General features: G+C 60.6%; 13 protein-coding genes. 8 read left to right on the top strand and 5 right to left on the bottom strand.

Annotated elements, in window-relative coordinates; translation table 11 throughout:
• The first annotated feature begins 13 nt into the window (after positions 1-13).
• Positions 14-730, top strand: a complete 717-nt coding sequence (locus LPU83_RS64570; protein ID WP_024314445.1) for a Bax inhibitor-1/YccA family protein — start codon at positions 14-16, stop codon at positions 728-730.
• A 135-nt stretch (positions 731-865) separates the two neighbouring features.
• Here LPU83_RS64570 and LPU83_RS64565 read toward each other — a convergent pair whose 3' ends face one another.
• The 3 genes from LPU83_RS64565 to repA form a co-directional block, all read right to left on the bottom strand.
• Positions 866-1,996, bottom strand: coding sequence for an RHE_PE00001 family protein (locus LPU83_RS64565; protein WP_024314444.1), 1,131 nt, complete (start codon positions 1,994-1,996; stop codon positions 866-868).
• A 158-nt stretch (positions 1,997-2,154) separates the two neighbouring features.
• Positions 2,155-3,138, bottom strand: a complete 984-nt coding sequence (gene repB, locus LPU83_RS64560; RefSeq protein ID WP_024314443.1) for a plasmid partitioning protein RepB — start codon at positions 3,136-3,138, stop codon at positions 2,155-2,157.
• Positions 3,135-4,331 carry a plasmid partitioning protein RepA gene (gene repA, locus LPU83_RS64555; RefSeq protein WP_024314442.1) on the bottom strand — a complete coding sequence of 399 codons (1,197 nt, stop codon included), beginning with the start codon at positions 4,329-4,331 and terminating at the stop codon, positions 3,135-3,137. The genes repB and repA overlap by 4 nt, the downstream gene beginning before the upstream one ends.
• Before the next feature lie 203 nt (positions 4,332-4,534).
• On the opposite strand from repA, the gene cobF reads away from it, so the two are divergent.
• The 5 genes from cobF to LPU83_RS64530 all read left to right on the top strand — a co-directional run bounded on the left by cobF (position 4,535) and on the right by LPU83_RS64530 (position 8,857).
• Positions 4,535-5,302, top strand: coding sequence for a precorrin-6A synthase (deacetylating) (cobF, locus tag LPU83_RS64550; protein ID WP_024314441.1), 768 nt, complete (start codon positions 4,535-4,537; stop codon positions 5,300-5,302).
• Positions 5,303-5,368: 66 nt separating this feature from the next.
• Positions 5,369-6,733, top strand: coding sequence for a precorrin-3B synthase (gene cobG, locus LPU83_RS64545; protein ID WP_024314440.1), 1,365 nt, complete (start codon positions 5,369-5,371; stop codon positions 6,731-6,733).
• Positions 6,734-6,735: 2 nt separating this feature from the next.
• Positions 6,736-7,368 carry a precorrin-8X methylmutase gene (locus tag LPU83_RS64540; RefSeq protein WP_024314439.1) on the top strand — a complete coding sequence of 211 codons (633 nt, stop codon included), beginning with the start codon at positions 6,736-6,738 and terminating at the stop codon, positions 7,366-7,368.
• Complete coding sequence (locus LPU83_RS64535) at positions 7,365-8,096, top strand: precorrin-2 C(20)-methyltransferase (RefSeq protein ID WP_024314438.1); 732 nt, start codon at positions 7,365-7,367, stop codon at positions 8,094-8,096. Before LPU83_RS64540 ends, LPU83_RS64535 begins: the two co-directional genes overlap by 4 nt.
• Complete coding sequence (locus LPU83_RS64530) at positions 8,093-8,857, top strand: precorrin-3B C(17)-methyltransferase (protein ID WP_024314437.1); 765 nt, start codon at positions 8,093-8,095, stop codon at positions 8,855-8,857. The genes LPU83_RS64535 and LPU83_RS64530 overlap by 4 nt, the downstream gene beginning before the upstream one ends.
• On the opposite strand, the gene LPU83_RS64525 is transcribed toward LPU83_RS64530, so the two are convergent.
• On the bottom strand, positions 8,821-9,591 hold the full coding sequence (locus tag LPU83_RS64525; protein WP_024314436.1) for a cobalt-precorrin-6A reductase: 771 nt from the start codon (positions 9,589-9,591) through the stop codon (positions 8,821-8,823). The two genes, LPU83_RS64530 and LPU83_RS64525, sit on opposite strands and share 37 nt — an antisense overlap.
• On the opposite strand from LPU83_RS64525, the gene LPU83_RS64520 reads away from it, so the two are divergent.
• Both LPU83_RS64520 and cobM read left to right on the top strand, forming a co-directional pair.
• Positions 9,590-10,822 (top strand): bifunctional cobalt-precorrin-7 (C(5))-methyltransferase/cobalt-precorrin-6B (C(15))-methyltransferase, encoded by a 1,233-nt coding sequence (locus LPU83_RS64520; RefSeq protein ID WP_024314435.1) that lies wholly within the window; start codon positions 9,590-9,592, stop codon positions 10,820-10,822. The genes LPU83_RS64525 and LPU83_RS64520 overlap by 2 nt on opposite strands.
• A gap of 10 nt (positions 10,823-10,832) precedes the next feature.
• Positions 10,833-11,594: a precorrin-4 C(11)-methyltransferase gene (gene cobM / locus LPU83_RS64515; RefSeq protein WP_024314434.1), complete on the top strand. Its 762-nt coding sequence runs from the start codon at positions 10,833-10,835 to the stop codon at positions 11,592-11,594.
• Positions 11,595-11,613: 19 nt separating this feature from the next.
• Here the strand turns inward: cobM and LPU83_RS64510 are convergent, their stop codons facing one another.
• Entirely contained in the window at positions 11,614-12,426 is an 813-nt protein-coding gene (locus LPU83_RS64510) for a TIM barrel protein (protein WP_024314433.1), read from the bottom strand.
• Between the last annotated feature and the right edge of the window lie 429 nt (positions 12,427-12,855).

Raw genomic sequence — 12,855 nt, 5'->3', positions numbered from 1 at the left:
CGAGGAGATCAGTATGAACCCGACCAATCCGCGTTTTGGCTACGGCTCGGCCGCAGGCTCGCAAGCGCTGTTCGACGAGGGGCTGCGCCAGCATATGCTGCGCGTCTATAACTACATGGGCGTCGGCCTCGTTATCACGGGCATCGTCGCCTTTGTCGTCGGCAGCACGCCAGCACTCTATGTGCCGATCTTCCAGTCCCCGCTCAAGTGGGTGGTGATGCTTGCGCCGCTCGCCTTCGTCTTCTTCTTCTCGTTCAAGATCCAGACGATGTCGGCTAGTACGGCACAGATGACCTTCTGGGCCTTCTGCGCGGTCATGGGCCTGTCGCTTGCATCCGTCTTTCTTGTCTTTACGGGCACGAGCATCGCACGCACCTTCTTCATCGCAGCGACCATGTTTGGTACCACCAGCCTTTACGGCTATGTGACGAAGAAGGATCTCTCCCGCTTCGGCTCGTTCCTGATGATGGGTCTGATCGGTGTCATCATCGCGAGCATCGTCAACATCTTCCTTGGCTCCAGTGCGCTGCAGTTCGCCATCTCGGTCATCGGCATCCTCGTCTTTGTCGGTTTGACGGCCTACGACACGCAGAACATCAAGGAGCAGTATGCCGAGAACTACGATCAGGAATCGAACCAGAAGCTTGCTGTCTTCGGCGCGCTGTCGCTCTACCTGAACTTCGTCAACATCTTCCAGCTTCTGCTCAATTTCACAGGTGAGCGAGAGTAAGGATCAGCGCTTCTGGGGGCAATGGAAGCGCTAGAGCGCCCGGTCCGCACTCTGTGACAGGATGCGCGGATCGGGTGTTCACCGAGAAAAAGCGGCCAGGTCTCCACGCCCGGCCGCTTTCTTTTTAGTCTCGGATCAGATTATGCCCCAGGCGCGATAGCGCCCTCGTCCGGTGATTTCACGGATGCCAATGTCGTTCAGCAGATTGAGCGCGCCGCGACTGGTCACCTGCAACTCGCGCGCCACCATTGCCGACGAGACCATCGGCCGCGACAGGACGAAGTCCGCAAGCCGCGGCAGGCTGCTGTTTGATCGGCGATCCCTGAAGCGGATTTCCATTTGCGTGCGCGCCAGCGAAAGACGGTCCATTTCCTTGAGTCCTACGGCAGCGCTTTCTGCCATGCCCTCTAGAAAAGCCTGCAATCGCGTCAGCCGGTCGCGCGCACGTCGCCGCTCATGGCGTATCGTCTTGAGGCCGGCATAGAAGGCAAAAAGATGGGACGTGACCTTGCCGCGTGCGCGCAAATAGCTGGCGACCAGAAGGCCTCCAAGCCAATGCTGCCGACGAAGTGGCTCGATCCTCTCCCAGGCATCAAATATCAGAGCTGCGCCGAGCGTCGCTGGCAATGCGTCGGCGATGGCGATCGTCTTGCGCCATGCCCCGAGGCGCGCAACCTCGTCCCATTCCTCGTCATCGAACAGGCCGAGGGGATCGTCGCTGCGCTTCTCGCGCGTGCGCTCGGGCGTGTCGTGTGGCTCGGACCTGCCGAGATGGCCATGGCTATCCAACAAACGCTGCGACCTTTCCAGGATCGCATCGATCGCGGCCAGTTCAGCGGAGAGAAGACCATCCACCTCGCCTTCTGCATCCTCGTCGACCAAAGGCTTTGTGCTCTTGATTTCGAGGGGCCCCTCCCCTTCCATGCCGCCGGCCAGAACCGACAATCCTGCGGGGCTCAGCGCCCAGTCGGGTGCGGCAGTCCAGATGCGCCTTCGCATTCGCAAAATGGAATGGGCGATCGTCAGCTCGTGGCTTGGCGTGCGTGTATCCATGCGGGCATCGTGCAAGACGAGGTCTTCGACGTGAACCAGTTCACCGGCGACCCACAAGGCACCGATAGCGTCAAAGAAATGTCGGCGTTCGGCAAAGCCTTCCGCGACCGTGACGCGTGTCGTCCTTTCGTCCAGCCTCGCCAACCCATCCTCGGCCTGGACGATCGTCGGCAACAGGCTGACCAGCAATGGACTGTCGATCTCATAGCGCATTGTTAGCTATCTTAATTTTTCCGCAACGGAATCCAAATCACGCTTAACTTCCGTCATGTATGGCATCGATCGTCGGCGCACTCAAATCGCCGCACGGTGAATATCGACTGGGAGCGAGCCGGTTTTCGAGGCAGACTGAGCGCACGCCGGCCGCGACGCTACTTTCCAGCCTTGAATGCCTCATAGAGTTCATCGAGGTGGCGCGCGACGTAGCCGCCAAAATCCGCCGCATCGCCTGTCTTTAGCGCGATGGTAAAGGAATCGCCCGCGCTGCGGATGCGACCCTTGATCTTGCCGTCCCGCTTCGGCAACCATTCATACTCCGTGGCCTCCTGTCTCTCCGGCTTCTTTGCCAGTTCGGCGACAACGAGGTCGAAGCGACGATCGCTCGCTTGAGCGGCAAAGTCCTCCGAGCCAAGCAGCCCCCGCAACCTCGATGTCGTTGCGCTGGTCCAACCTTGCGCAAGCGCGATCCATTTGCGACGTCCCGCGGCCGGCGCGGCACCGATCGTCAGGATGGCCTCCATTGGAATGCTCTTGGCAACCGAGATCAGTTTTGACAATTCCGTCTTGTCGGTCGAAAGGGCCTTCATGATAACAGGCCGCTCGAAACCCTTGCTCTCGAGATTGAAGGCAAAGACGGCTCGTTCAATATAGGAGAGGTTACGTCTCGCGGAATTCTCGATACCTTGCGCGATGACGACATCGACATCATCCAGTGTCCGGATGATCGCCTGCACCTTGCGCCCGAGCAGTCGCAGCGCCTGGAGCCGCCGATGTCCGTAAACCACCTGGTAACGCGTATCGTGCTGCGGATGCCGTCGAACGAGAATAGGCACTTCCTGTCCATCTTCCTCGATCGACCGTACCAGTTCGTCCGCGACATCCTGGGGAAGTTCCGCCAGCCGATCTCTGACGAAGGACATGTCGATGAGTTCTGGATCGAGTTCAACGACGCGCTCGCCAGATAGCAGCGCCTCCTGCATCGCCCTGCTTTCTTCCTCCATGCGCCCAAGCGTCAGCGCCATCGAACGGACCGGGCCGGCCGGGCCGCGCATCGGCGTTTCATCCTCCGAGTTGGCCGCGGCCAACTCCTGCGCAGTATCGTCGAACAGTCCCTTCAGTCGATCCCGTCTGCTCATGTCCGGCCCCATGCTTTGTGAATTCCCGCCAACACCTCACCATTCGCAGCGTTGACCGACTCCAACGCGCGGTCATAGGTCGAACGCCGGACCTGACCTCGCTCGATCTCGTAGAGCGACTGCTTCGTCAGCCCGGCATCGGCGATCGCCGTGGACTTCAGGATGGTCGCCGTCAGCACATCGTCGCTGAAAAGGTTGCGCAGCAACGCCACGATCTGCGACTGCGGCGCATCGAACGGCTCGTGGCGCGTGACCACATATTTGATGAAGTCATGTTGCAGGTCGCCACCGGCCTTGCACACGACGGACAGCAGATCCGAGGTCATCAACAAAAACTGCGACATCGACGCAACGTCGACCATCTGCGGGTGGATGGTGATCAGAAGCGACGTTGCCGCGCACACGGCGCCGAGCGTCAGATAACCCAGCTGCGGCGGGCAATCGATGACGACGACATCGTAGTTGGCCTCGACCTCTGAAATGGCAACACCGACACGCCGAAAGAACACCTCCCCGGTCCGTTGGCGATCCCCGAGCGCGCGCGGCGTCTCGTGCTCGAACTCCATCAGCTCAAGATTTCCTGGCACGAGGTCAAGTCCCTCGAAATAGGTCTTGCGTACGACGTCCTTGAGCGAACGACGGCTCGCATCATAGCGGATCGCGCCGTAGAGCGTATCACCGTCAGCCAGATCGAACTCCGGTTGGACCCCGAGCATGGACGACAGCGATGCCTGCGGATCGAGATCGATTGCCAGCACGCGGTAGCCGTTCAGCGCCAGGTACTGGGCGAGGTAAAGGGTCGTGGTGGTCTTTGCCGAGCCGCCCTTGAAATTCGTCACCGCCACCGTCTGCAGCTTTTCGCCCGGCCGACGCCACGGAAGATAGGAGAGCGCATCCTTCGGCTTGATCCGCGCCATATGGTGGCGCAGCTCGTTAATCTGGGCGAGCGTATAGGACCGTCGGCCGTTGACGGAGACGTCTGGCTGCGGCCCCTTACCGTCGAGCGACAGCTGGCGCAGGTAGCCGTCGGACACACCGATCATTTGCGCCGCTTCGCCGGACGTAAACGTCCGCAGCGTCTTCTGGGACAACGGCGGAAAGAGCTTTTCACGAAGAAGCTTCAGCTGACGCGAAAGTTGGTTGGCGTGCCGCTCGATGCGGACATCCGTCGTCGATACGCTAATGTTGTCCAAAACACTCGATCCCTATCAATGCGCTTTTCTGTCAACATCGCGCTAAAAAGCGTATCGAGAATGCCATGATTCGCGAATCGCGACAAGAATGGCCATGGCTGGCAGGCACTCGCAAAGTTGGCCGCGGCCAACTGCGCCTTACCCTCTTGCGGCGACGGCTTGGTTGCGCCACAAACGAGCCGAACTGAAAAAGGTAAGACGGCGTGCCTCATATCCACATCATCGGCATTGGAACAGGAAACCCCGAGCACGTCACCATTCAGGCGATCAACGCCATGAATGCCTCCGACGCCATCTTCATCCCGACCAAAGGCCCGGAAAAAGACGGTTTGGCTGCTGTTCGCCGCGAGATCTGCAGCCGCTACGTCACCAACAGCAAGACTGAGATCATCGAATTTTCCGTACCAAAGCGAGCCACAGCCGACCGGACCTATCTCGAAAGTGTGGATGCGTGGCATGCCGCCATTGCCGAGACCTATGTCAGGCTCATCGAAGGCCTGCCAGAGGCCGGTACGGGTGCCTTCCTGATCTGGGGCGACCCCAGCCTCTACGACAGCACAATCCGCATTCTGGAACGCGCCCGTGTAGCCAGCAGTTTCGGCTTCGCATTCAGCGTCATTCCCGGCATTACGAGTGTACAAGCCCTTGCTGCAAGCCATCGCATCCCGATCAACCTTGTCGGAAAGCCGCTCGAACTCACCACGGGTCGGCGTCTCGTCGAAAAAGGCAATCGGGCTGAAAGCACGGTCGTCATGCTCGATGGCGAGCTCGCCTTTTCGAAAATCGATGACCCCGACGCGGAGATCTTCTGGGGTGCCTATCTTGGCACGCCCGACGAGATCACGCGCGCCGGACGACTGGCTGACGTTGCCGACGAGATCGTCAGAGTACGGGCTGAAGCGCGTGCGCGCCACGGCTGGATCATGGACATCTATCTGCTCCGCAAAGGGCACGATTTCGATGATCTTTGACGAAGATCATGGTTTTGCGCGGATTGTCCCAATCATATAAGGACATGAGCGAAGGAACTGGCGACAATGGCACCTGGCGAACAGACGGCGCGCGATAGCCGGGAGGAGGTCCCCTCGCCCCGGATGCGTCGTGGCGCCTGTCCGACGCTGCTGGAGCCGATGCAAACGGGCGACGGTCTGTTGGCGCGGCTGCGGCCGGCCGGCGGCATTCTTTCGATCCAGCAATTCATCCAGTTGGCCGAGGCAGCGCACAGGCACGGTAACGGGATACTCGAGATCACAGCGCGCGGCAGCCTGCAAATTCGCGGCCTTGGACCACAGACCGTCCAACCGCTCGCAGCCGATCTCGACGCCGCCGGAATCTCGGTTCCCGCCGGTCCCGTGATTGAACTCTCACCGTTGCATGGCATCGCGCCTGACGAGATCGGGAACCCCGCCGAGATTGAAGCACTGCTGCGCGACAAACTCGCCGCGGAGCTCCTTTCCCCCATGCTGGCGCCGAAACTCTCAATTCTGATCGATGGTGGGAGCAACTGTGGGCTTGCTGCCGTTGCTGGTGACATTCGTGTTACCGCCGTATCCGCCGGTGTCTGGCAAGTCGCCATCAACGGCGACGGACGAACCGCACTGCCATTGCTGATAGGAAGCGCCGATCAGGCTGTTCGAGCAGTTGGAGATCTGCTTCGCCTGCTCATTTCGCTTGGCCGGCACAAACGATGCCGCGATGTCGAAGGCGCGCGCCTCCTGTCGGCCTTCCCCGCGATGGAGCTGATGAAGCGCGCAAGAGCCCCCGCATTCCAAGATCCCTTGGTCGGCACCTTTACCCTTGCGGATGGCGCCGCAGTTCTCGGACTGAGGCCTCGCTTCGGGCAAGTACGCGCCAGCGATCTCGTCGCGTTCCTCGGCTCAGCCAAAGCTTTCGGCGCAACGCAAGTCCGGCCGAGCCCTGGACACATTTTCTTACTGGCTGAGCTCACATGTCGATCCGCGATGCTCATTGCGCAGATGGCGTCGAGGTATGGCCTGTCTACCGACCGTCACGATCCGTCGGCGCACATCGCCACGTGTGCAGGCGCCGGCGCCTGCGCCTCAGGCCATTATCACACCAAGGCCCATGCAGAGAGATTGGTGTCCATCGCTCCCGAATTGCTGGACGGCTCCATGGTTGTTCATCTCTCCGGCTGCGCCAAGGGGTGTGCCCATCCGCAGCCGACCCTTTCCATTGTCGGCGCGCAGGACGGCTACCATCTCATCCTCAACGGGAAGGCTTCGGATGCTCCCGATGCACAGATTGCTAGCGGCGACATCGATTCCGCTATAGAGGAACTCGCTCGCCTCATCAAAAACGAGAGACACGCTGGCGAATCGGCTGCTGCCTGCCTTAGACGGGTCGGCAAAGGCGACGTCACAAGGGCGCTGCGACAGGGATAGGAATGCCGGACTACGATTACATTCACAGCGGCGATGCGATCTATGAGCGATCTTTTGCGATCATTCGCAGCGAAGCTGACCTTTCACGGTTTTCTGCGGAGGAAGCCGATATTGCCGTGCGCATGATCCATGCATGCGGTCTCGTTGAAGCGGCAGAGCATTTCGTGTTCGCGCCCGGCTTCGTCAGTGCCGCACGCGCAGCCTTGCATGATGGGGCACCGATCTTTTGCGACGCAGAAATGGTGGCGCACGGCGTCACCCGTAGGCGCCTGCCAGCACACAACGAGGTGCTTTGCACGCTGCATGATCCGCGCACGGCGGAACTGGCAAAGCAAGCCGGCAATACCCGCTCGGCTGCCGCGCTTCAGCTTTGGCTGGAGCGGCTTGGCGGCAGCGTCGTTGCCATCGGCAATGCCCCGACGGCCCTCTTCCATCTTCTTGAATTGTTGCGCGACGGCGCACCGAAACCGGCAGCAATCATCGGGATGCCGGTCGGTTTTGTTGGCGCAGCTGAATCCAAGGATGCACTTGCCGAAAATTCCTATGGCGTACCATTTGCAATCGTGCGTGGCCGCCTCGGTGGTAGCGCGATGACAGCAGCCGCCGTAAACGCTCTGGCGAGGCCCGGCCTATGAGGAACCTTGGCCGCCTTATCGGCGTCGGCACCGGCCCCGGCGATCCGGAACTCCTGACCCTCAAAGCCGTCAAGGCGATCGAAGCAGCACATGTCGTCGCCTATTTTGCCAAGCAGGGCAGGGGCGGCAACGGCAAGGCGATCGTCGAGCCTCTCTTGAGCGCAGAAAAGACGTTGTTGCCGCTCTACTATCCGGTGACGACCGAGATCGAGAAGAGCGAGGAGGCTTACCGCAACCAGATTACCACCTTCTACGATCAATCGGCAGACGCCGTCGCTGTCCATCTGGAGAAGGGCCGCACCGTTGCCGTGTTGAGCGAAGGGGATCCCTTGTTCTACGGTTCCTATATGCATCTGCATATACGGTTGGCGAACCGCTATCCAACCGAGGTCATTCCCGGCATCAGCGCCATGTCCGGATGCTGGTCGCTTGCCGGTATTCCGATTGTCCAGGGAGACGACGTCCTTTCCGTACTACCCGGTACGATGGCTGAAGCCGAGTTGCAGCGGAGGCTGTCGGATACGCAGGCCGCCGTTATCATGAAGGTTGGACGCAACCTTCCCAAGATTCGCCGCGCGCTGGAAGCGTCGGGCCGCCTTGCCGAAGCCGTTTATGTGGAGCGCGGTACGATGGCCAATGCGGCAATGACAAAGCTTGTCGACCGCCTTGATGGCGACGCCCCTTACTTTTCCCTGGTACTCGTGCCCGGCTGGGAGGCCAGCCGGTGACCGGGACGCTCTTCGTGATCGGAACGGGCCCGGGCAATCCGCACCAGATGACGCCGGAAGCTTTAGCCGCCGTGTCCCAGTCAACCGAATTCTACGGATACGGACCCTATCTCGACCGGTTAAACCTGCGATCCGATCAGCGGCGACAGGCATCCGATAACCGGGAGGAGCTCGATCGGGCATCGGCAGCTCTGCGCGCGGCGGCGGCCGGCGCGAGCGTCTGCGTCGTTTCCGGGGGAGATCCAGGAGTCTTCGCGATGGCGGCGGCCGTCTGCGAGGCCATTGACAACGGTCCGCAAGAATGGCGCGCGGTTGATCTGATCGTGCTACCGGGAATTACCGCCATGCTTGCGGTCGCCGCCCGCGTCGGCGCGCCGCTTGGCCATGATTTTTGCGCCATATCGCTGTCGGACAATCTAAAGCCGTGGAATATCATAGAAAATCGCCTGTTGATGGTGGCCAGAGCAGGCTTTGTCATCGCCCTTTACAACCCGATCAGCAAGGCACGACCCTGGCAATTGGGTAGAGCGTTCGACTTGCTGCGCGCCGAGCTTCCCGCGGCGACGCCGGTGATTTTCGGCAGGGCGGCAGGACGTGCCGACGAATGTATCACCGTCCAGCGCCTTGCCGACGCCGACGCAGCAACCGCGGACATGGCAACCTGTGTCATCATTGGCTCGCCTGAAACGAAGGTGATCTCCCGAGACGGCAAGCCTGATCTCGTCTACACTCCGCGCTCCATTGCTGAGGGGAAGAGGTGATCGATCGCTGCCAGCATTGCTTCGATCGTTGCGACCGTCTGCATGGCGGCAGCAGGCGCGCGTGCGATCATAATCACCTCGATGCCGAGTTGGCGTGCTGCCTCGATCTTTGCATAGGTCGCCGAGCCACCACTGTTCTTGGTCACCAAGGCGTCGATTCGATGGGCGCGAAACAGCGAGGTTTCACGTTCGACATCATAGGGGCCTCGATCGAGCACGAGGCAGACGTTAGGAAGGATAAGCGGCGGCGCAACTGGATCGACGCTTCTCACGAGGTAGAAGTGCTGGGGAGCCGCTTCGGCGCGATGCGCTTCCTGGCGACCGATCGCCAGGAAGACCCTGCGGGGGGAGGAGCCAAGCGAGCCGATTGCTTCGGCAACAGTCGCGACATGTGTCCACCGGTCTTTCGGTTCAGCTCTCCATTCGGGTCGGCGCAGCGCCAATGCGGGAATGCCGCTTGCCGCCGACGCCGCGCCGGCGTTCCGCGAAATGCGAGCTGCGAAGGGATGAGTTGCGTCAATTATGAGGTCGAACCGCCCTTCCTGCAGGAACGCCGCAAGCCCTTCAGCTCCGCCAAAGCCGCCGATGCGAACCGGAGCCGGCTGATGGGACGGTTTCTCAGTCCTGCCCGCAAGGCAAAGCAGAACGTCATACCGGCCTGTATCAGTGAGCGATTGGGCCAGCGCACGCGCTTCGCCAGTCCCCCCAAGCATCAGGATGCGGATTTTGCCCATGTGTGATATGCCTTCTGCTTCCAGCCGACGCTGGCTGACTATTATCGGCATCGGAGAAGACGGTCCAGCCGGTCTGGGCGATGAGGCAAAACAGCTGATCGCGGCCGCACCTGTCGTCTTCGGCGGCAGGCGGCATCATGAGTTGGTGGCCGCGCTCGTCACCGGCGAGAGGCTCTGTTGGGAAAGTCCGTTCGATCGGTCCGTCGAGGCAGTCGCCGCGCGCCGCGGTTTGCCGGTCGTCGTCCTCGGCTCGGGCGATCCATTTCTTTATGGAATCGGGGCTACTTTATCCCGACGTATCAGCGCCGAGGAAATGCGGGTCATTCCAGCCCCATCCTCGTTCAGCCTGGCCGCCTCGCGTCTGGGCTGGCCGCTGCAAGAGGTGGCGACGATTTCTCTGCACGGCCGTCCACTCGAACTGATCCGACCGCACCTGCATCACGGCCGGCGGATTGCCGCACTGACCTCAGACGCCGAGACGCCGAGCCAGCTTGCAGAACTTCTGCGCGTCTCCGGTTTCGGCCAGTCCCAATTGCACGTCCTTGAGGCGCTTGGCGGGCAGCGCGAGCGGCGACGCCAGGCACGCGCCGATAGCTTCGATCTCGGTCAGATCGATCCACTAAACGTCTGTGCCATTGAGGTCGTGGCAGGGGAGGGGGCGCGGGTGATAGCGTTTACGCCGGGGCTCGATGATACGCTCTTTGAGCACGACGGCCAGTTAACCAAACAGGACGTCCGTGCGATCACGCTCTCAGCGCTTGCTCCCCGCCACGGCGAACTGCTCTGGGATATTGGAGCTGGCTCCGGTTCGATCGGCATCGAATGGATGCTCGCCGATCCGTCGCTGCGGGCAGTTGCAATCGAGCAATCAAGCGAGCGAGCGGCACGAATTGCGCGCAACACGCTTGCCCTCGGTGTCCCCGGGCTTGCCATCGTCGAAGGCAAGGCGCCCGAGGCGCTTGCGAACCTACCTGAACCTGATGCGATCTTCGTCGGCGGTGGCGGCAGCGGGGCAGGCGTGCTCGACGTGGCGCTTCAGGTGCTAAAGGGGGGAGGGCGCCTCGTAGCCAACGCCGTCACGCTCGAGATGGAGGCGCTACTGCTGTCAATGCATGAAGAGCGCGGCGGCACGCTGACGCGCATTGAAGTATCGCGCTCTGCACCCATCGGCGGCATGAACGGTTGGCGGCCAGCCATGCCAGTGACGCAATGGCGCTATATAAAGAAGTGAGAAAAAAAACATGACGACTGTGCATTTCATCGGCGCGGGACCGGGTGCGGCGGATCTGATCACGGTGCGCGGCCGCGACCTCATCGCCCAGTGCCCTGTCTGTCTTCATGCTGGATCGATTGTGTCGCCGGAATTATTGCATTACTGCCCGCCTGGGGCGCGTATCATTGATACCGCGCCGATGTCGCTCGACGAGATCGAGTCCGAGTACCTGCGCGCGGCGGCCGCCGGCGAGGATGTGGCGCGACTGCATTCGGGCGACCTTTCGGTTTGGAGTGCAGTCGCCGAGCAAATCCGCCGGCTCGAAAAGCATGGCATCGACTACACGATGACACCTGGCGTGCCTGCTTTTGCGGCCGCTGCCGCCACCCTTGGTCGCGAGCTGACCATCCCGGCAGTAGCGCAAAGTCTGGTGCTGACGCGCGTTTCGGGGCGTGCATCGCCCATGCCGAACGACGAAACGCTGGCGAAATTCGGCGCAACGGGGTCAACTTTGGCCATCCACCTTGCCATTCATGCGCTGGGGCAGGTTGTTGCAGAACTAACGCCGCTCTACGGCGCCGATTGCCCGGTTGCGATCGTCGCCAAGGCATCCTGGCCAGATGAACGGGTCGTGCGCGGAACGCTTGGCAACATCGAGACAAAGCTGACCGCCGCTCCCATCGAGCGCACGGCGATCATCTTTATCGGCCCATCGCTGATGGCCACCGACTTTCGCGAAAGCTCGCTTTATGACGCCACCTACCAGCGACGCTTTCGCGGTCGCGAGTAGGGGGAAGGGCTCACTCGGCTCAGACCTGCGTCGAGAGGTAATCCATGCTCGCCCGCAGCGCCTTTTCCGGATCCTTCAGATCGTGTACTTCGGCTGCGAAGGGCTCGAACGAGAACAGTCCCGCATAACCCGCTTCCATCAGCGCCCTGATCTGTCCGGTGTTGTCCAGACGATCATTTGCCGCCACCAGGACGCGGTGCGGATCGCGCATATCGGCGACAGAAACGGTGGGATCGTCGACGCCCGAGATATGGACCAGCCCGGTCAGCTCGGGAAACAGTTGTTCCTCGCCGGCAAGGTGATGATGGAACGTGTCATGAACGAGCTTGAAGGTCGATCGGGCCGCCAGGGCATCAATTGCTGCGGCGGCCTCCACCTTGGAACGAAGGGAGCAAATGTCAAAGCCCAGTGGCTCCACAAGCCCGACGATCCCGGCAGCATCAAGCATGGGCTTCAGTGCAACCAGCGACTGGCGCAGATTCTCCTGACGCTCGCCATCGGCTCGACCGGTGCCATCGTTTTTCGGGACAAGAACGAGCGCCTGTGCGCCGCATGCCTTCGCATATTCGATCAGTTCCCGTGCTTCATCGGCACGCGTGGCATTCCACTCGTTGAAGCGCTGCAGCGCATTGATCGAAACAATCGTCGTCGCATGGCGCTTCGCCGCCGCGGCGACGGTCTCCGGCGAGGTTCCATCGATGATCGCGTTGCCTGTGAGATCGTTGCGAATCTCGACGGCATCGATGCCAAGCGCGGTGGCCATGCCGAAGAAGTCTTCAATCGGCAGCGACGGCGCCGCCATATGGTTGAGGGCGAAACGAGGTGTTGGCATTTCAGGTCTTCTCCTATGCCTTGGTATTCGGGCAAGCCTATGGGCCAAGCAACTCTGTATCCCAACCGGAAGCGTGAGCGCATCTCCTTCGAGCGCCGTCAATCTCTCATTCATGACAGAAAATGGAACGATCTTGAGAGGGCCCTCACAAGGAGGCTCCGCCAAGCGCATCGTAATAATATTTATCGGGCGCCAGCAGAAAATGCCAAATACAAATCACAAGCTCGCGTTGTATATCTGGCTCCTGTCAGGAAACTGAATAGTTACTACAGTTGCAATCCACAGAATTAACCATGCACAAATGCGATCTTTAAGCGTATTTCTGCCGAAAATACGCTGATGCCGTAACATTATTCAGGATTTTTATTCCAACAAATATCAGCGCGAGCGAGGTCATCATGTCACTTTTACCGTGCACTGAAACTACAT

The sequence above is a fragment of the Rhizobium favelukesii genome (assembly GCF_000577275.2).
Lineage (GTDB): Bacteria > Pseudomonadota > Alphaproteobacteria > Rhizobiales > Rhizobiaceae > Rhizobium > Rhizobium favelukesii.
The sequence above is the reverse complement of the archived record's forward strand: the minus strand, read 5'-3'. Positions and strand labels throughout refer to the sequence as shown.

Bases quoted from the DNA above. Each gene is read 5' to 3' on its own strand.
- LPU83_RS64525 (WP_024314436.1), bottom strand. From the start codon at position 9,591: ATGGGCAAAATCCGCATCCTGATGCTTGGGGGGACTGGCGAAGCGCGT.
- LPU83_RS64520 (WP_024314435.1), top strand. From the start codon at position 9,590: ATGTGTGATATGCCTTCTGCTTCCAGCCGACGCTGGCTGACTATTATC.
- LPU83_RS64510 (WP_024314433.1), bottom strand. From the start codon at position 12,426: ATGCCAACACCTCGTTTCGCCCTCAACCATATGGCGGCGCCGTCGCTG.
- LPU83_RS64570 (WP_024314445.1), top strand. From the start codon at position 14: ATGAACCCGACCAATCCGCGTTTTGGCTACGGCTCGGCCGCAGGCTCG.
- cobG (WP_024314440.1), top strand. From the start codon at position 5,369: ATGGCACCTGGCGAACAGACGGCGCGCGATAGCCGGGAGGAGGTCCCC.
- LPU83_RS64535 (WP_024314438.1), top strand. From the start codon at position 7,365: ATGAGGAACCTTGGCCGCCTTATCGGCGTCGGCACCGGCCCCGGCGAT.
- LPU83_RS64565 (WP_024314444.1), bottom strand. From the start codon at position 1,996: ATGCGCTATGAGATCGACAGTCCATTGCTGGTCAGCCTGTTGCCGACG.
- repB (WP_024314443.1), bottom strand. From the start codon at position 3,138: ATGAGCAGACGGGATCGACTGAAGGGACTGTTCGACGATACTGCGCAG.
- LPU83_RS64540 (WP_024314439.1), top strand. From the start codon at position 6,736: ATGCCGGACTACGATTACATTCACAGCGGCGATGCGATCTATGAGCGA.
- cobM (WP_024314434.1), top strand. From the start codon at position 10,833: ATGACGACTGTGCATTTCATCGGCGCGGGACCGGGTGCGGCGGATCTG.